Below are 17,553 nucleotides of genomic sequence, written 5' to 3' on the forward strand. Positions count from 1 at the left end.
GACGGCGCCGCACCCGTCCCCACAGTGGCGGTGCTCGGACGGCAGGGCAAGATCAGCCCCGGCAAAGCATCAGGTGTCCCTCAGTGGCGGGCCAGGAGCGCCGCTTCACCGGCCGCCCGCATGGCGGCGAGCGGCGCGGTGGGCCGCCCCGTCATCTGCTCGACCTGGAGCACGGCCTGGTGGACGAGCAGGTCCAGGCCGCCGATGACCTTGCCGCCCTGCCGGGACCAGGCCGCCGCGAGAGCGGTCGGCCAGGGGTCGTAGAGGACGTCGAAGAGGGTGCCGGGGTGCTCGGGGACGGCGGTGGCCAGCGCGTCCGTCGTCCCGGCGGGGGTGGTGGCGATCACCAGCGGCGCGCGCAGCGCCTGCGCCGCCTCCTCCCAGTCGGCCGTGCGCACGGGCACCCCGAGCCGCTCGCCCCACTGCCGCATCTCCTCGGCGCGGGCGCGCGAGCGGACGTACGCCGTCACCTCGCCGGAGCAGATCCGCGAGAGCGCGGCGAGCGCCGAGGAGGCGGTGGCTCCGGCGCCCAGGATGGCGGCGGACGGCACCTTGTCGATGCCGCGCTCGTGGAGCGCGGCGACGATGCCGGGGATGTCGGTGTTGTCGCCGAGACGGCGGCCGTCCTCGGTGAGGACGACCGTGTTGACCGCCTCGACCGAGGCGGCGGTGTCGCTGATGCCGTCGAGCAGCGGGATGACCGCCCGCTTGAGCGGCATGGTCAGCGACAGCCCGGCCCACTCGGGGCCGAGGCCGGCGATGAATCCGGGGAGCGCGGCCTCGTCGATCTCGAACCGGTCGTACGACCAGCCGTCGAGGCCGAGCTCCCGGTAGGCGGCGCGGTGCAGCACCGGTGAGAGGGAGTGCTCGATGGGCGAACCCAGCACCGCGGCCCTTATGCGTGACATGTCCTACCTACCTACCCGCCGTTTTTCTGCTTCTGCCGAGCGTTGAACTCATCGACCAGTTTGACGTGTTCGTCATAGGACTGGGTGAAGGTGGTCTTGTTCCCGTCGACCGAAACGAAGAACATCCAGCCGCCCTGGTCGGGGTTGAGCGTGGCGTTCAGGGCGTCGTCTCCGGGGTTGCCGATCGGACCCGGGGGGAGGCCCTTGTAGAAGTAGGTGTTGTAGGCGTGGTCGAGGGTCCTCGCCTCCTTGACGGAGACGTTGATGTCGCTCGTGCCCTTGAGGTAGTTGATCGTCGAGTCGAATTCGAGCTTCTGGTTGGTGACGTCGTTGGTCTTCTTCAGACGGTTGTAGATGACCTCGGACATCTTCCGGAAGTCGTCGTGGTTCATGCCCTCGGCGTTGATGAGGCTCGCGACCGTGACCACCTGGAGCGGGTTCTCCAGGCCGAGCTCCTTGGCCTTCGCCTCGATGCCGAGCGCCGCGTACTTCTCGTTCGCGTTCTTGACCATCTGCCGCAGCACGGACTCCGGCGTGCTGTCCTTGCTGAGGTCGTAGCGGGCCGGGAAGAGGAACCCTTCGAGCGGGTCCATGGCCTTCTGGTTGTTGGCCGCCCAGGCCGGCAGGCCGAGGTTCTTGGCTTCGCGCTTGGCGATGTCCTGCGTGGTGCCCGTCTCCTTGCCCAGCTTCTTGTCGATCGCCTCGTAGACCTTCACGTTGCGCTCGCCCTCGGGGACCGTGATCACGTTCAGCTTCGAGGGGTCGGTCATCACCTCGACGGCCGCCGCGGCCGACATCTTCTTCTTGAGCGGGTAGACGCCCGCCTGGATGGACTTGCCCTTGGAGTTGGCGGCGGCCGCGCTGGTGAAGGCCTCCACGCTCGCGACGACGCCGTGCTTCTTGAGGATCTGACCCATCGTGGCCAGGGAAGCGCCCTTGGGGATCTCCACGTCGATCGACTCGCCGCTGCCCTCGCCCGCGTAGTCCTCGGCCGTGGCGAACCGGTCCTTGAGGTAGGTGTAGCCGTAGTAGCCGCCACCGCCGAGCACACCCACGATGACGAGGCTGGCGATCAGGCAGGCGGCGCCGCTGCGCTGCTTGGGCTTGCCGCCCTTCGAGCGGCCGGAACGGCGGCCGCCGCCGGCCGGAACGGCCCCGTCGTCGTCTCCGCCCCGCTCCTCGGTCTCCACGTCGGTGTCCTGCCACTGCTCGGCCGGTTCCGGCTCCAGGTGGCGGCGGCCCGGGGGCTGCGGCGGCGGGTAGGCCTCGGCCGTGGTGTACAGGTCGGGGCTCTCGCCGGGGTAGCCGCCGACGGGCTGCTGGGCGTACGGTTCCGCGCCGAGGTAGGGGTCGGCCGTCAGGGCGGCCGCGTACTGGTCCTGGCCGGTGTCCCAGCCCTGGCCGTCGTACGCCGGCTGCTGCGGCTGGACGTGCGGCTGCTGCGGGGCATAGCCCTGCTGCTGCTCGGCGTACGGCGGCTGCTCGGTGTACTGCGGCTGCTGGAAGTGCTGCGGGTACTGCTGCTGCTCGGGGTACTGCTGCTGGTACTGCGGCTCCTGCGCGTACTGCTGCTGCGGGTCACCGCTGTAAGGCACCTGGCCCTGCTGGGTCTGGTGCCCGGTCCACCCCTGGTCCCCGTACAGGGGGTCCTCGGGGTGCCACGGTTCGGAGCCACGGCCCCGGCCATACTCAGTCATCGGTCCCCTAGAGCCGCGAGACGAAGGCCACGGTTTTCCGTCTACCGTGGCACCCGGTTCCGCCTCTTTGGTGGTGGGCGACGGCTGTTCGAATGCCGTCTCATCGCGCGGAACGTTACCGTATCGCGATCAGACAACCACTTCGACGCACTCGCCAGGCGGATTACCTGATACCCGTTCGGTCTCAAGAGCGTTCTGCAGGATCACCACAGCGGCCGCCTGGTCGATGACCGAACGGCCCTTCTTGGCGTTCCGTCCGGATGCCCTCAGGCCCTGGGCGGCGGTGACCGTGGTCATCCGCTCGTCCACCAGACGGACCGTCACCGGCTTGATGCCCTTGGCGAGTTCCATCGCGAAGGCGCGGCACTTGGCCGCGGCCGGGCCCTCCCGCCCGCTGAGCGAGCGGGGCAGGCCGACCACGACCTCCAGGGGCTCGTACTCCTCGACGAGCTGCCGCAGCCGCCGGTGGGCCGCCGGGATGTCACGTCCCGGCACGGTTTCGACCGGTGTGGCGAGCACCCCGTCGGGGTCGCACGAGGCGACCCCGATCCGGGCGTCACCGACATCGATCGCAAGGCGGCGGCCGCGGCGCAGGCTCATCGTCAGACCGTCTCGACGACGAGACGCTCGACGGCGCTGATGGCCTCCGGAACGGCGGCCGGGTTCTGGCCGCCGCCCTGGGCGACGTCCGGCTTGCCGCCACCGCCGCCGCCGAGGGTCTTGGCGGCCGCGCGGACCAGGTCGCCCGCCTTGAGGCCGCGCTCGCGGGCCGCCTCGTTCGTCGCGATGACCGTCAGCGGACGGCCGCCCGCCACGGCGAAGAGCGCCACGACGGCCGGACGGTCGCCCGCGCCTGTCATCTGGTGCAGCCGGCCTCGGACGTCGAGGACCAGCTTGCGCAGGTCATCGGCGCCGGTGCCGTCCGGCACCTGACCTACGACGAGGGCGACCCCGCGGATGTCCTGAGCGTTCTCGGCGAGGCCGGCGGCGGCCTGGAGGACCTTCTCGGCGCGGAACTTCTCGATCTCCTTCTCGGCGTCCTTCAGCTTGCCGAGCATGGAGGAGATCTTCTCCGGCAGCTCCTCGGGACGGCCCTTGACCAGCTCCTGGAGCTGCGCGACGACCGTGTGCTCCTTGGCCAGGAAGTTGTAGGCGTCCACGCCGACGAGGGCCTCGACACGGCGCACGCCGGAGCCGATGGAGGACTCGCCGAGCAGCTTCACCAGACCCAGCTGGGCCGTGTTGCCGACGTGCGTGCCGCCGCACAGCTCCTTCGAGAAGTCGCCGATCGTCACGACCCGCACGCGCTCGCCGTACTTCTCGCCGAACTCGGCGATGGCGCCCTGCTTCTTCGCCTCGTCGATGCTCATGATCTCGGCGGTCACGTCCAGCTCACGCGAGAGGACCTCGTTGATCTTCTGCTCGACGTCCGTGAGGACTCCGCCGGGAACGGCGTTCGGCGAACCGAAGTCGAAGCGGAAACGGCCCGGCGAGTTCTCCGAACCGGCCTGGGCCGCCGTCGGGCCCAGGGCGTCACGCAGCGCCTGGTGCGTCAGGTGCGTGGCCGAGTGGGCGCGGGCGATGGCCCGGCGCCGCTTGACGTCGATGGCGGCGTACGCGGAGGCGCCCACGGTGACCTCGCCGACCTGCACGGAGCCCTTGTGCACGGAGACACCCGGGACCGGCTGCTGGACGTCGCGGACCTCGATGACGGCGCCCGAGCCGAGCTTGATCCGGCCCTGGTCGGCGAGCTGGCCGCCGCCCTCGGCGTAGAAGGGGGTCCGGTCGAGGACGACCTCCACCTCGTCGCCCTCGGAGGCGGCGGGCGAGGAGACACCGTTGACCAGCAGGCCGACGATGGTGGACTCGCCCTGCGTGGTGGCGTAGCCGGTGAACTCGGTGGCGCCGGCGCGGTCCGCGATCTCGCGGTACGAGGCGACGTCGGCGTGGCCGGTCTTCTTGGCCTTGGCGTCGGCCTTGGCCTTGTCCCGCTGCTCCTTCATCAGGCGCCGGAAGCCGGACTCGTCCACCGACAGGCCCTGCTCGGCGGCGATCTCCAGGGTGAGGTCGATCGGGAAGCCCCAGGTGTCGTGGAGCAGGAAGGCCTTGTCGCCGGAGAGGACCGTGCCGCCGGAGGCCTTGGTCTCGCTCACGGCGCCGTCGAGCACGTTGGAGCCGGCGTTCAGCGTCTTGAGGAAGCGGGCCTCCTCGGCGAGGGCGACGGTCTCGATGCGCTTGCGGTCGGTGACGAGCTCCGGGTACTGCTGCCCCATCGTGTTGATCACGACGTCGACGAGTTCCCGCACGACCGGGCCGGTGGCGCCCATGAGGCGCATGTTGCGGATGGCGCGGCGCATGATGCGGCGCAGCACGTAGCCGCGGCCCTCGTTGCCGGGGGTGACCCCGTCGCCGATGAGCATGACGGAGGTGCGGATGTGGTCGGCGACCACGCGCATGGCCACGTCGGTGTCCTTGGCCGCTCCGTACTGGACGCCGGTCAGGTCGGTGGCCTTGTCCATCACCACGCGCAGGGTGTCGGTCTCGTACATGTTCCGCACGCCCTGCAGGATCATGGCGAGACGTTCGAGACCCAGACCGGTGTCGATGTTCTTCGACGGCAGGTCGCCGAGGATCGGGAAGTCTTCCTTCCCGTCGCCGGCGCCGCGCTCGTACTGCATGAAGACCAGGTTCCAGATCTCCACGTACCGCTCGTCGTTGACGGCCGGGCCGCCCTCGACGCCGAACTCGGGGCCGCGGTCGTAGTTGATCTCCGAGCACGGGCCGCAGGGGCCGGGGACGCCCATGGACCAGAAGTTGTCCTTCTTGCCCAGGCGCTGGATGCGCTCGGCGGGGACGCCGATCTTCTCGCGCCAGATCTGCTCGGCCTCGTCGTCGTCGAGGTAGACCGTGATCCAGAGCTTCTCCGGCTCCAGGCCGTAGCCGCCGTCCGCCACGGAGCTGGTCAGCAGCTCCCAGGCGTAGCTGATGGCGCCTTCCTTGAAGTAGTCGCCGAAGGAGAAGTTGCCGCACATCTGGAAGAACGTGCCGTGGCGGGTGGTCTTGCCGACCTCTTCGATGTCCGGCGTACGCACGCACTTCTGCACGCTGGTGGCGCGGGGGGCCGGGGGCTTGGCCTCACCGAGGAAGTACGGCTTGAAGGGGACCATGCCCGCGTTGACCAGCAGCAGAGTCGGGTCGTCCGCGATGAGCGACGCCGAAGGGACAACGGCGTGACCGCGCTCCTCGAAGAAGCTCAGCCAGCGGCGGCGGATTTCAGCCGACTCCATCAGTGGTCCTCATTCCGGTCGTACGAAAACTTCGGTCGGTGGGTGGTCTTGTCATTCTCGATGGCCCGCAGACGCCGCGGCCCGGGGAGGGCGGTGACGTTGTCGGGCCGGGCCGCGTCTTCGGCGTCCCGCCCCAGCCCCAGTGCGTCTTTCAGCTCGTCCTCGCGCTGCGTCATTCCCGCCCTGACGTCGAGCGCGAAGTCCTTGAGGCGGTGCCCCGCCTCCACGGCCTTGTCCGCGGCCTGGGCGGCGAGGCTCTCCGGGGTCAGCTTCTTCAGCTGACGGTTGACCTTGGTGGTGGCCCACACGCCGGCGGCTGCGCCTGCGGTGAACCAGAAGGCTCGGCGGAACATCGGCGGTCTCAGCCCTTCTGCTTCCGACGCCGGGCCGCCGGCACCGTACGGCCGACGATCACGGTACGACGGGACGTCTTCTTTGGCTCATCCGTTCGGCCGAGCGCCTTGCGGACGCCGTAGCCGAAGGCCGCGACCTTGACCAGCGGCCCGCCGAAAGCGGAGGCCACGGTGGAGGACAGCGCGGAGGCGTTCGAGGTGACCTCCTGGACGTCGCTCGCGATGGCGTCGACCCGGTCGAGCTGGGTGCGCGCGGAGCGGACGGTGGTGGAGGCATCGGCCAGCAGCGGGACGGCCTGGTCGGTCACGTCGGCCACCAGCTTGGTCGTCGCCTTGAGCACCTGGGCCAGCCTCGCCAGCACCACCGCGAGGAAGGAGACCAGGATGGCCCAGAAGACGGCCACGAGGATCCCGGCCACCTCTCCACCGGACACGTCACACCGCTCTCTGTCTGTACCTGAACTGCTGGGAAGATGCGCCCTACGACCCTATCGCGCCGAGGATCCCCGGCCGTACCGCAATTCAGGGGTCGGGGGCTCGCCTTGAACGCGGCGCGTCCGGACCAGTACTCTCCGTGTCCCATGCGACACAGACCCCTTCCATACACGGCCCGGGGCAATCTTCCCTCGGAGCTGAACCGGTTCGTCGGGCGGGGTGGCGAACTCGCCGAGTTGGGGCGGCTGCTGGAGTCCTCGCGGCTGGTCACGGTGACCGGCGTGGGAGGGGTGGGCAAGTCCCGGCTGGCCCTCACGGCCGCCCGGATGCTCGCCGAAGAGGCCGGACGGGCATCCGGCTCCCCCGAGACGGTCCAGACCGGCGAGACCGGCGCAACCGGCCAGGCTCGGGGCGTACCGGCGCAGGAACGCTACTGCGACGGAGCATGGCTGGCCGAGCTGGCGACCGTACGGGATCCGGCGCTGCTGGAGCTCACGCTCGCGGAGGCGCTCGGGCTGACCGACCACACCACGCGCCCGCCCCGGGCCGTCCTGGCCGATCACCTGGCCGAGCGGCGGCTGCTCCTGGTCCTGGACGGCTTCGAGCAGCTCGTCGACGAGACGGCCGGGCTGGTACGGGAGCTGCTGCGCCGCTCCCCGGGCCTGCGGGTGCTCGCGGCGGGCCGGCGCCCGCTGGACCTGGACGGGGAGCAGGTCTTCCCGCTCGGCCCGCCGGCGCCGGACGAGGCGTTGGCCCTGCTGGCGGAGCGCGCCGCCGCGAGCGATCCGGCCTTCGCGGTCACCGACGCGAACCGGTCGGAGCTGACCGATCTGTGCGCCCGCCTCGACCGGCTCCCGCTGGCCCTGGAGCTTGCGGCCGCCCGCTTGCGGGTGCTGTCCCCGGCGCAGGTGCTGGCCCGGCTGGAGGACCGCTTCGCCCTGCTGACGGGCGGCGCCCGGGGGGCGCTTCCCCGGCACCGGGCGCTGCGTACGGCCATCGGGTGGAGCCATGAGCTGTGCACGGCCGAGGAGCGGCTGCTGTGGGCCCGGCTGTCGGTCTTCGCCGGGCCGTTCGATCTCGACGCCGTCGAGTACGTGTGCGCGGGCCCCGACCTGCCGGTGGAGCACGTGCTGGACCTGGTCGGAGAGCTGCTGGCGCAGTCCCTGCTGGTCCGGGAGGAGACGGCGGCCGGGGTCCGCTACCGGATGCTGGAGACCGTACGGCTGTACGGGGCGGGCTGGCTGGAGTCGCTGGGTGACGCGGGGCGGCTGCGGCGGCGGCACCGGGACTGGTACATGGGCCTGGCGACCTGGTGCGAGCTGGACTGGTTCAGCCCCCGCCAGTACGAGGTCGCGGCGCTGGTGGAGGCGGAGCTGCCGAATCTGCGGCTCGCGCTGGAGTGCTGCCTGGACGAGCCGGACGAGATCCACCTCGGCCAGTACCTGGCGGGCACGCTCTGGTTCTACTGGGCGGGTTGCGGGCGCCTGACCGAGGGACGGCACTGGCTGGACCGGACCCTGGAGCCCGGCGGGGCATCCGGGCACGCGGAGTCGGAGTACGGGAGCTCGCGGCTGAAGGCGCTGTGGGTGCTCGGCTACGTGGCGGCCCTGCAAGGCGACGCGGTGGCCTCGATGAGCGCCCTGTACGAGTGCCGCGACGGGGCGGAGCGGGTGGGGAACCAGGTGGCGGCGGCGTACGCGGTGCACCGGCTGGGCTGTCTGGCGCTGGTCTCGGACGACATGGCGCGGGCCGGGGAGCTGCTGGGTTCCGCGCTGGAGCGGTACCGGGCGGCCGGGGAGCTGAACAGCAATGTGCTGATGTGCCAGGTGGAGCTGGCGATGGCGCTGGCCTTCCAGGGTGAGCTCGCGGGCGCGCTGTCGCTGTGCGAGGAGGTCCGGGAGATCTGCGAGGAGCGCGGCGAGCGCTGGACGAAGGCGTACGCCTTGTACGTCCTCGCGTACGCGGCCCTGGACGCGGGGCGCACGCAGGAGGCACGGCGGTTGCTGACCGAGTGCGTGGCGGTCAACCACACCTTCAACGATCTGGTCGGCCTGGTGCTGGCGGTGGAACTGCTGGCCCTGGTCACGGTGGCGGAGGGCGATCCGGCCGAGGCGGCGGTGCTCCAGGGCGCGGCGGAGCCGATGTGGGACGGGGTGGGGCTGCAGCTGTTCGGCTCGGGGTACTTCAACGCCCCCCGGCTGATGTGCCAGGAGCGGGCGGGCGAGCTGCTGGGCGCCGAGCGCTACGGGGCGCACGCCGCCGAGGGGCGGGAGCTGAGCCGGGAAGCCCTGGTCCTGCGCGCGCAGCGCTCTCCCGGGGAGCGGGGCGGGGCGGCTCCGGCTCCGCGGCCGGCGAGCCGGGCGGGGCTGCGGGGCCCGCGGGCGCCGCGCCGCGCCCCGGCGGCCCGGGACCAGCCCTAGCGTCCGTGGGCCCGCAGGCCGGTACGCCCGTCCAGAACGCGGAAAACCCGCCGCCCCCCGAAGGGGACGGCGGGCTGACCAGCCTGTGAGACTGTCCCCCGGCTGAGGGCCGGGAGGTACCCCTGTATCAGCGGGCGTAGTACTCGACGACGAGCTGCTCGTCGCAGATGACCGGAATTTCCTTGCGGTTCGGGTCACGGTCCAGGCGGAAGGCCAGGGCCTTCAGGTTGACCTGCAGGTAACGCGGGGTTTCGCCCTCGCCTGCGTAGCCACCCTCACGGGCGACCTGGAACGGAACCTTCTCGCGGCTGCGCTCGCGCACGGTCACGACGTCGTCCGGGCGGACACGGAACGACGGCTTGTCGACCTTGCCACCGTTGACCTCGATGTGGCCGTGAACGACCATCTGGCGGGCCTGGTAGATGGTGCGGGCGATGCCCGAACGCAGAACCAGGGCGTCGAGGCGACGCTCGAGCTCGACGACAAGCGCCTCGCCCGTCTTGCCTTCGGCCTTCTTGGCGCGGTCGTACGCGCGGGCCATCTGACGCTCAGAGATGTCGTACTGAGCGCGCAGACGCTGCTTCTCCAGCAGACGAACCTTGTAGTCCGAGTTCTGCTTGCGGCCACGGCCGTGCTCGCCCGGCGGGTAGGGGCGGGCCTCGAAGTACTTGACGGCCTTCGGGGTCAGCGCAATGCCGAGGGCACGCGACTTCTTGACCTTGGGTCGCTTCTGGTTCACGTGGAACCTACCTCCATGTAAGTTAGGTGAGGCTTACCTTAGCGAGGAGGACGTAATGTCTCGACCACATGGGATCCCCCTGCCCAGTGCGCATCGAAGTTCAGATTCCAACGAAACGGAATCTGCTTTCGACGACGATAAGCAAGGTCAGCCGCGTCCCAGGGAAGGCGTTCGGCAGCTCACCGGAGCCGAACGCGTACGAACCCTCGTAGAGTCCAACGCCTCAGTATCCCTCACGCTCCCGGGTGCTCCTGACAGTCAGGAGCTCGCGGAGCTGGGGGCAGGGATGCCGGCCGCTCGGACCGTCACCCCGGACGGGGACGTGATTCTCCTTGTTTCCGGGGAATCCGCGGCTGCCAGGGCAGCCGCTCACGCCCAGGACGACGACCTCACCGCCGTGATCGAGATCACGGATGTGGCGCCGGTGTCCGTGCCCCATCGTATCCGAGGCCACGCCCGGCTGGGCGGGTGGCTGACGCCGGTGCGCGGATCCGACCGCGCGGCCTGTGCGGCGCTGCTCGCGGAGCGCCATCCGGTGGGTGAACTGCTGGGCATGGCCGAAGCGCTCGACGGCGAGCCGTACGGACGCCCGGCGTGGATGCTCCTGCGCCTGGAGGTCGGCGAGATGTCGGTGGACGACCTCTGGGGCGCCGAGCAGGTGGACCCCGACGACCTGGCCCTGGCGGAGCCCGACCCGATGGTCGCGCACGAGACGGAGCTGCTCCAGCACCTGCACTCGGCCCACGGCGACCGGATCGCCGAGCTGTGCGGCCTGCTGGGCTCCCGGGAGGCCGACGGCATGACCGCCGTCCCGCTCTCGCTGGACCGGCTCGGCCTGCGCGTCCGCTTCACGGGCGGGGCAGCCGGCTCCTTCGACGCCCGCTTCGACTTCCCCGAGCCGGTGGCGGACATCTGCGGCCTGCGCCGGGCGATGCACACCCTCTTCTCGGCGGCGGGCCACCCGGACCACTGAGGATCGCCGGGGACGGGTCGCCGGCGTGCCGGGAGCGTGGGCGACCCGCGGGTCAGGACCCGCCCCGGAGGCGTTCGCGGACCTTCTCGACCACATCCGCGTACCGGGCCTCCGCCCCGTACCGCGTCGGCTCGTAGTACCGCTTCCCGTGGATCTCGTCCGGCGCATACTGCTGCGCGGCGATGCCTCCCGGCACATCGTGCGGGTACACGTACCCCTGAGCGTGCCCGAGCTTCGCCGCGCCCTTGTAGTGCCCGTCCCGCAGGTGCGGCGGAACCGTCCCCGCCAGCCCCGCCCGTACGTCCGCCAGCGCCGCCCCGATCGCGGTCGTCGCGGTGTTCGACTTCGGGGCCAGCGCCAGCGCGATGGTGGCGTGGCTCAGGGTCAGCGCGGCCTCCGGGAAGCCGATCATCGCGACCGCCTGGGCCGCGGCCACCGCGATCGGCAGCGCCGTCGGGTCCGCCAGTCCGATGTCCTCGCTCGCCGAGATCATCAGGCGGCGCGCGATGAAGCGGGGATCCTCCCCCGCCTCGATCATCCGCGCCAGGTAGTGCAGCGCGGCGTCCACGTCGGAGCCGCGGATCGACTTGATCAGGGCGCTCGCCACGTCGTAGTGCTGGTCGCCGTCCCGGTCGTACTTGACCGCCGCCCGGTCGACCGCCTCCTCCACCGTCTGGAGGGTGATCTCGTCCTCGCCCTTGGCGAGGGCCGAACCGGCTCCGGCCTCCAGCGCCGTCAGCGCCCGCCGGGCGTCGCCGCCCGCGATGCGCAGCAGGTGTGCCTCGGCATCCGCCGGCAGGGACACCGCCCCGCCCAGGCCCCGCTCCTCGGTCAGCGCCCGCCGCATCAGCGCGCTCAGGTCCTCGTCGGTCAGCGGTTCCAGCGTCAGCAGCAGTGACCGCGAAAGCAGCGGGGAGATGATCGAGAAGTACGGGTTCTCCGTGGTCGCCGCGATCAGGGTCACCCAGCGGTTCTCGACGGCCGGGAGGAGCGAGTCCTGCTGCGCCTTGCTGAAGCGGTGGATCTCGTCCAGGAAGAGGACGGTCTCCTTGCCGTATCCACCCGCCGCGCGGCGGGCGCCCTCGATGACCGCACGGACCTCTTTGACTCCCGCCGTGATGGCGGACAGCTCGACGAACCGCTTCTCGGTGGCCTGGCTGACGACATAGGCGAGGGTCGTCTTTCCGGTGCCGGGCGGCCCCCACAGGATCACCGACGAGGCACCGGCGGGGCCCCCGGCCCCTTCCTCGACCAGCCGCCGCAGCGGTGATCCGGGCTTCAGCAGGTGCTGCTGGCCGACGACCTCGTCCAGGGTGCGCGGGCGCATCCGGACGGCGAGGGGAGAGCTCGCGGGGTCTTTCTCCTGGCGGGCCTCGGCAGCGGCGGTGAACAGGTCTGGTTCCACACCGGAAGCCTATGCGAGCCCACTGACAACACCGGCGCTCCCGGTCGGCGGCTCAGGAGGCCCGGCTCAGGCCGGGATCAGGAGCTCCCGCCCAGGCCGGGATCAGGAGGTCCAGAAGTCCCACCAGCGGGTCAGGATCAGCATCCCGATGATCCCGGTGTGCAGCACGGGCAGGACCCAGGCGAACTCGTCGAAGAAGGCCCGCAGCCAACCCGGGGCTGGCAGCAGCCCCTCGCGCACGTTGTGCGCGGTGACGTACCAGAACATGACGATCGTGGCGACCCAGGCCAGGCAGCACCACAGACAGAGCGAGTTGATGTTGTACAGCGACTGGTACGTGAGCCAGGCGCAGAAGACGACGCCGAAGAGGGTGCCCGCGTTCAGCGTCAGCCAGTACCAGCGGCGGAAGCGGGCCCCGGCCAGCAGGCTCATGCCGACCGCGACGACGATCCCGTAGGCGACCAGTCCGAGCATCGGGTTCGGGAAGCCGAAGACGGACGCCTGGTCGCTGGTCATGATGTTGCCGCAGGAGACGATCGGGTTCAGGCTGCAGCCCGGCGTGAAGTTCGGGTCCTCCAGCAGCTTGAACTTGTCGATCGTGATCACCCAGGCGGCCAGCAGCCCCGCGGCCCCCGTGATCACCAGGAGCAGGGCCAGGGCCCGGCCGGCCCCGACGGTCCTGGGGGCGGTGTCCGCGTCCGTACCTCGTGTCGTCATACCGCCCGCTCCGCCATCCCGTCCACGGCCGTACGGCCACGCCTGCAAGGTCATCAAGCACCGGCCATTGTGCCGTACCGGGACGTGTCCCGGCCGTTCGATGGACATAAGGACGGAGCCGCACCCGCGGACCGGACGGCGGCGCGCACGACGAAGGGCGGGGCGGAGAGCCGCGCGCAGCGCGATTCCCCCGCCCCGCCCAGCCGGGCGGCGGCCCTCAGACCAGCTTCGCCCGGACCGCGTCGACCAGATCGGCCAGAGCCACCGGGGACTGCTCCCCGGTCTCCATGTCCTTCAGCTGCACCAGGCCCTCGGCCAGGTCACGCTCGCCCGCGACCACCGCGAACCGCGCACCCGACCGGTTCGCGTCCTTCATCGCACCCTTGAGGCCCTTGCCCCCGTACGAGAAGTCCGCCGCGATCCCGGCCCGGCGCAGCTCGGTGACCTTCCCGAACAGCACCCGGCGGGCCTCCTCGCCCAGGGCCACCGCGAACACCGACGTCGCCGCCGGAATGTCCAGCTCGACGCCCTCGGCCTCGAGCGCCAGCACCGTACGGTCCACACCCAGCGCCCAGCCCACCGACGGCAGCGCCGGTCCGCCGATCATCTCGGACAGGCCGTCGTAGCGGCCGCCGCCGCCCACCGCGGACTGGGAGCCCAGACCGTCGTGGACGAACTCGAAGGTGGTCCGGGTGTAGTAGTCCAGCCCGCGCACCAGCTTCTCGTCGTCCTCGAAGGCCACACCCGCGGCCGTGATCAGCGAGCGGACCTCCTCGTGGTACGCCTTGCACGCGTCGCACAGGTAGTCCCGCAGCATCGGAGCGCCGACCAGCTGCTTCTGTACGTCGGCCCGCTTGTCGTCGAGCACCCGCAGCGGGTTGATCTCGGAGCGCCGGACGGTCTCCTCGTCCAGGTCCAGCCCGCGCAGGAAGGCCTGCAGCGCCTCCCGGTACACCGGGCGGCACTCCTTGTCGCCCAGGGAGTTGAGCAGGATCCGGAAGTTGCGCAGGCCCAGCGAGCGGTACGCCTGGTCGGCCAGGATGATCAGCTCGGCGTCCAGCGCCGGGTCCTCGGCGCCGATCGCCTCGGCACCGACCTGCGAGAAGTGGCGGTAGCGGCCCGCCTGCGCCCGCTCGTAGCGGTAGTACGAACCGGAGTACCAGAGCTTGACCGGCAGGAGGCCGAGCTTGTGCAGGTTGCCCTGCAGCGCGGCGCGCAGCACGGACGCGGTGCCCTCGGGACGGAGTGCCAGCTGGTCGCCGCCCTTCGTCGTGAGGGTGTACATCTCCTTGGTCACGATGTCGGTGGACTCGCCGACGCCGCGGGAGAACAGCTCGACGTTCTCGAAGCCCGGGGTCTCCACATAGCCGTAGCCCGAGTTCCTCAGCGGCCCGGCGATCGCCTCGCGGACCGCCAGGAACGTCGCGGACCGGGGCGGCAGCAGGTCGTAGGTGCCCTTGGGGGCCTGGAAAGTACTCACGGAGTTCTCGTCACATTCCTCGTCGTGGAGCGGCGGTGCCGTCACGGCTTCCTCGGCGGCCTGCGGCCACTTCTCGCAGATACGGGTTGGTCGCGCGCTCGCGGCCGATGGTGGTCTGGGGACCGTGGCCGGACAGCACCACGGTCGAGTCGTCGAGCGGCAGGCACACACGGCCCAGCGACTCGAGCATCTCGGCGTGGGAGCCGCCGGGCAGGTCGGTGCGTCCGATGGAGCCGGCGAAGAGCAGGTCGCCCGAGAAGAAGACCGGCGGAACATCGCCCAGCTCGGGCATGCTGAAGGTCACCGACCCCTTGGTATGGCCGGGCGCGTGCGCCACCGAGAAGTCCATTCCGGCCAGCTTCAGGCTGCTGCCGTCGGTCAGCTCGCGGACGTCGTCCGGCTCGCCCACGGTCAGCTCGCCCATGAGCGGCATCCCGATGGAGCGGCCGAGGGCCTTCTCCGGGTCGCTCATCATGTAGCGGTCCTCGGGATGGATCCAGGCCGGTACGTCGTGTGCTCCGCACACCGGGACCACGGAGGCCACATGATCGATGTGGCCATGGGTGAGCACGACCGCGACGGGCTTGAGCCGATGCTTCTTCAGCGTCTCTTCGACACCCCGGGCGGCCTGGTGGCCCGGGTCGATGATGACGCACTCCTCACCGGCGGCGGGGGCGACCACGTAACAGTTGGTCCCCCAGGCCCCGGCGGGGAACCCGGCAATCAGCACGTTCGTCCTCAATCGTCGTCGGCGGGGAGGCTGCAGATCTGAATGCTGCTGCTCAGAGCCTACCGGCGCGGATCATTACACAGCGAACCCATATACGGTACGGCCTATCCCAGCCCGGACAGCAGTACCAGACACGTACAAGGAGACGACCCGGTGGTCACGAACGATCAGCGGCGGCGACAGCTCGCCAGGGAGAAGTACGAGCGCCAGCAGAAGCGCCGGGCCGAGGCTCGGCAGAAGGCGCGCAGACGCATGGCGGTGATCGGGGCGGCGGTGGCCGTGGTGGTCGCCACGCTGGTCGGCCTCGTCGTGGGAGGCGTCTTCGACAAGGACAAGAAGGACCAGGCGACGGACCCGGCGGCGAACCCGTCCGCCTCGCCGACGCCCAAGCAGTCCCCCTCGCCGGAGATGGCGATCGACCAGAAGGCGAAGTACACCTTCGCCCTGAAGACCAGCGCGGGCGACATCACGTTCGCGATGGACGCCGCGAAGACGCCGCAGACCGTGAACTCCTTCAAGGCGCTCGCCGACAAGGGCTACTTCGACAACACGAAGTGCCACCGGCTGACCACCGGCGGGATCTTCGTGCTCCAGTGCGGCGACCCCGAGGGAACCGGCAGGGGCGGCCCCGGCTACACCATCCCGGACGAGAACCTGGACTCCCTCGGCAAGCCGAACGAGCAGGGTCAGGTGACGTACCCGGCGGGCACGGTGGCCATGGCCAACACCGGCCAGCCCGGTACCGGCGGCAGCCAGTTCTTCCTGGTCTACAAGGACAGCCCGCTGGCTCCCGGGTACACCCCCTTCGGCAAGATCGACGCGGCCGGCCTGAAGGTCCTGGAGGACGTCGCCAAGGCCGGGACGGCCGACGGCGGCCAGGACGGGCCGCCGAAGAACGAGGTGAAGATCGAGAAGGGCACCGTCAGCAAGGACTGACGGCCCGCGGCGGCCCACGGGCCCGGTCGGCCCGCCCCCCGTACGTCGATATTCCGTCGTGCGGGATGCGGACAGCCGGCCCGGCGGTCGCCTATGTTGGCGTTGTGCAGGGCGGGCGCGGCCCGCCCCAGGAAACTGTGGACGATGCCCAGGGGGCGACCCCGCACAGGCATCAGGTGGAGGAGGCGCTGTGAGCAGCGACCCGTGGGGCCGAGTCGACGAGACGGGCACCGTGTACGTGCGTACTGCCGATGGCGAGAAGGTCGTCGGCTCGTGGCAGGCGGGCACCCCTGAGGAGGCCCTGGCCTATTTCGAGCGCAAGTACGAGGGCTTGGTGGTCGAGATCGGCCTCCTCGAAAAGCGGGTGCGGACCACCGACCTGTCCGCCAAGGACGCGCAGACGGCGATCGACCACCTGCGCACGCAGGTCGACGAGCACCACGCCGTGGGCGACCTCGACGCCCTGCGCGTCCGGCTGGACAAGCTGGTCACGACCGTGGAGTCCCGGCGCGAGGAGCGCAAGGCCCAGAAGGCCAAGCAGGCGGACGAGGCCCGTGCGGCCAAGGAAGCCCTGGTCGTCGAAGCCGAGCAGCTGGCGCAGAGCGACCAGTGGCGCAGTGCCGGTGAGCGGCTGCGGGCGCTGGTGGACATCTGGAAGGGGCTGCCGCGCCTGGACCGCAAGTCGGACGACGAGCTGTGGCACCGCTTCTCGCACGCCCGCTCGGCCTTCTCCAAGCGCCGCAAGGCGCACTTCGCCTCGCTGGACGCGCAGCGCGAGGACGCCCGCAAGGTCAAGGAGAAGCTGGTCGCGGAGGCCGAGGCGCTGTCGAAGTCGACCGACTGGGGTCCGACGGCCGCCCGCTACCGCGAGCTGATGGCGGACTGGAAGGCGGCGGGCCGGGCGCAGCGCGAGTCCGAGGACGACCTGTGGAACCGTTTCCGCGGCGCTCAGGACGTGTTCTTCGCGGCGCGCGGCGAGGTGTTCGCGGAACGGGACGCCGAGCAGACCGAGAACCTGAAGCTGAAGGAGGAGCTGGCCGACGAGGCCGAGAAGCTCGTCCCGGTGACGGACCTGAAGGCGGCCCGGGCCGCGTTCCGCTCCCTCAACGAGCGCTGGGAGGCCATCGGCCACGTGCCGAGGGACGCCCGTCCGAAGGTCGAGGGCCGGATGCACGCGGTGGAGCGGGCGATCCAGGAGGCCGAAGAGGGCGAGTGGCGGCGTACGAACCCGGAGGCTCGGGCGCGAGCGGCCGGGCTCACGGGGCAGCTCCAGGCGGCGGTCGACAAGCTGCGCGGTCAGATCGACGCGGCGCGCGCCGCGGGCAACAACGCGAAGGCCGACAAGCTGGCCCGGGAGCTGGAGGGCCGTCAGGCCCTGCTGGACCAGGCGCTGAAGGGCCTGGAGGAGTTCGGCGGCTGACGCGGCCCCGGACCCGCATGACATGAGAGTGGGCGCCACCCCCGAGGGGTGGC

15 protein-coding genes are annotated in these 17,553 nt (G+C 70.9%); 4 read left to right on the forward strand and 11 right to left on the reverse strand.

Annotated features, from left to right (window positions below):
* Positions 1-80: 80 nt before the first annotated feature.
* The 6 genes from ABZX75_RS18390 to ABZX75_RS18415 form a co-directional block, all read right to left on the reverse strand.
* Positions 81-908 carry a shikimate dehydrogenase gene (locus tag ABZX75_RS18390; protein ID WP_355411627.1) on the reverse strand — a complete coding sequence of 276 codons (828 nt, stop codon included), beginning with the start codon at positions 906-908 and terminating at the stop codon, positions 81-83.
* 11 nt (positions 909-919) lie between these two features.
* The gene (mltG, locus tag ABZX75_RS18395) at positions 920-2,605 is read right to left on the reverse strand and encodes an endolytic transglycosylase MltG (protein ID WP_355411629.1); all 1,686 of its coding nucleotides are present in this window, start codon (positions 2,603-2,605) and stop codon (positions 920-922) included.
* Between the two features lie 129 nt (positions 2,606-2,734).
* A complete protein-coding gene (gene ruvX, locus ABZX75_RS18400; protein WP_355411631.1) occupies positions 2,735-3,205 on the reverse strand; it encodes a Holliday junction resolvase RuvX in 471 nt (156 codons plus the stop codon).
* A 2-nt stretch (positions 3,206-3,207) separates the two neighbouring features.
* On the reverse strand, positions 3,208-5,892 hold the full coding sequence (alaS, locus tag ABZX75_RS18405; protein ID WP_355411633.1) for an alanine--tRNA ligase: 2,685 nt from the start codon (positions 5,890-5,892) through the stop codon (positions 3,208-3,210).
* Complete coding sequence (locus ABZX75_RS18410) at positions 5,892-6,245, reverse strand: DUF6167 family protein (protein WP_355411635.1); 354 nt, start codon at positions 6,243-6,245, stop codon at positions 5,892-5,894. Before ABZX75_RS18410 ends, alaS begins: the two co-directional genes overlap by 1 nt.
* A gap of 8 nt (positions 6,246-6,253) precedes the next feature.
* A complete protein-coding gene (locus ABZX75_RS18415; RefSeq protein WP_355411637.1) occupies positions 6,254-6,679 on the reverse strand; it encodes a DUF948 domain-containing protein in 426 nt (141 codons plus the stop codon).
* Positions 6,680-6,826: 147 nt separating this feature from the next.
* Between ABZX75_RS18415 and ABZX75_RS18420 the strand changes: the two genes are divergently transcribed.
* Positions 6,827-9,100 (forward strand): AAA family ATPase, encoded by a 2,274-nt coding sequence (locus tag ABZX75_RS18420; protein WP_355411639.1) that lies wholly within the window; start codon positions 6,827-6,829, stop codon positions 9,098-9,100.
* Positions 9,101-9,227: 127 nt separating this feature from the next.
* Here ABZX75_RS18420 and rpsD read toward each other — a convergent pair whose 3' ends face one another.
* Positions 9,228-9,839: a 30S ribosomal protein S4 gene (gene rpsD, locus ABZX75_RS18425; protein ID WP_150520470.1), complete on the reverse strand. Its 612-nt coding sequence runs from the start codon at positions 9,837-9,839 to the stop codon at positions 9,228-9,230.
* 286 nt (positions 9,840-10,125) lie between these two features.
* Here rpsD and ABZX75_RS18430 point away from each other — a divergent pair, with 286 nt between their 5' ends.
* Complete coding sequence (locus ABZX75_RS18430) at positions 10,126-10,812, forward strand: DUF2470 domain-containing protein (RefSeq protein ID WP_355411641.1); 687 nt, start codon at positions 10,126-10,128, stop codon at positions 10,810-10,812.
* A 52-nt stretch (positions 10,813-10,864) separates the two neighbouring features.
* Here ABZX75_RS18430 and ABZX75_RS18435 read toward each other — a convergent pair whose 3' ends face one another.
* The 4 genes from ABZX75_RS18435 to ABZX75_RS18450 all read right to left on the reverse strand — a co-directional run bounded on the left by ABZX75_RS18435 (position 10,865) and on the right by ABZX75_RS18450 (position 15,144).
* Positions 10,865-12,217: a replication-associated recombination protein A gene (locus tag ABZX75_RS18435; protein ID WP_355411643.1), complete on the reverse strand. Its 1,353-nt coding sequence runs from the start codon at positions 12,215-12,217 to the stop codon at positions 10,865-10,867.
* A 102-nt stretch (positions 12,218-12,319) separates the two neighbouring features.
* On the reverse strand, positions 12,320-12,934 hold the full coding sequence (locus ABZX75_RS18440) for a vitamin K epoxide reductase family protein (protein WP_355411645.1): 615 nt from the start codon (positions 12,932-12,934) through the stop codon (positions 12,320-12,322).
* A 217-nt stretch (positions 12,935-13,151) separates the two neighbouring features.
* A complete protein-coding gene (gene hisS / locus ABZX75_RS18445) occupies positions 13,152-14,414 on the reverse strand; it encodes a histidine--tRNA ligase (RefSeq protein WP_355411647.1) in 1,263 nt (420 codons plus the stop codon).
* A gap of 10 nt (positions 14,415-14,424) precedes the next feature.
* Positions 14,425-15,144, reverse strand: a complete 720-nt coding sequence (locus tag ABZX75_RS18450) for an MBL fold metallo-hydrolase (protein WP_355411649.1) — start codon at positions 15,142-15,144, stop codon at positions 14,425-14,427.
* A gap of 153 nt (positions 15,145-15,297) precedes the next feature.
* On the opposite strand from ABZX75_RS18450, the gene ABZX75_RS18455 reads away from it, so the two are divergent.
* Together ABZX75_RS18455 and ABZX75_RS18460 are read left to right on the forward strand one after the other, a co-directional pair.
* Entirely contained in the window at positions 15,298-16,080 is a 783-nt protein-coding gene (locus ABZX75_RS18455) for a peptidylprolyl isomerase (RefSeq protein ID WP_355411651.1), read from the forward strand.
* A 190-nt stretch (positions 16,081-16,270) separates the two neighbouring features.
* On the forward strand, positions 16,271-17,500 hold the full coding sequence (locus ABZX75_RS18460) for a DUF349 domain-containing protein (RefSeq protein WP_355411653.1): 1,230 nt from the start codon (positions 16,271-16,273) through the stop codon (positions 17,498-17,500).
* The last annotated feature ends 53 nt before the right edge of the window (positions 17,501-17,553 follow it).

This window comes from Streptomyces sp. NPDC003038 (assembly GCF_040611115.1).
Classification (GTDB): Bacteria; Actinomycetota; Actinomycetes; order Streptomycetales; family Streptomycetaceae; genus Streptomyces.

Coding starts and splice junctions, on each gene's coding strand:
- ABZX75_RS18410 (WP_355411635.1), bottom strand. CDS start 6,245: ATGTTCCGCCGAGCCTTCTGGTTCACCGCAGGCGCAGCCGCCGGCGTG.
- mltG (WP_355411629.1), bottom strand. CDS start 2,605: ATGACTGAGTATGGCCGGGGCCGTGGCTCCGAACCGTGGCACCCCGAG.
- alaS (WP_355411633.1), bottom strand. CDS start 5,892: ATGGAGTCGGCTGAAATCCGCCGCCGCTGGCTGAGCTTCTTCGAGGAG.
- ruvX (WP_355411631.1), bottom strand. CDS start 3,205: ATGAGCCTGCGCCGCGGCCGCCGCCTTGCGATCGATGTCGGTGACGCC.
- ABZX75_RS18440 (WP_355411645.1), bottom strand. CDS start 12,934: ATGACGACACGAGGTACGGACGCGGACACCGCCCCCAGGACCGTCGGG.
- ABZX75_RS18430 (WP_355411641.1), top strand. CDS start 10,126: ATGCCGGCCGCTCGGACCGTCACCCCGGACGGGGACGTGATTCTCCTT.
- ABZX75_RS18420 (WP_355411639.1), top strand. CDS start 6,827: ATGCGACACAGACCCCTTCCATACACGGCCCGGGGCAATCTTCCCTCG.
- ABZX75_RS18390 (WP_355411627.1), bottom strand. CDS start 908: ATGTCACGCATAAGGGCCGCGGTGCTGGGTTCGCCCATCGAGCACTCC.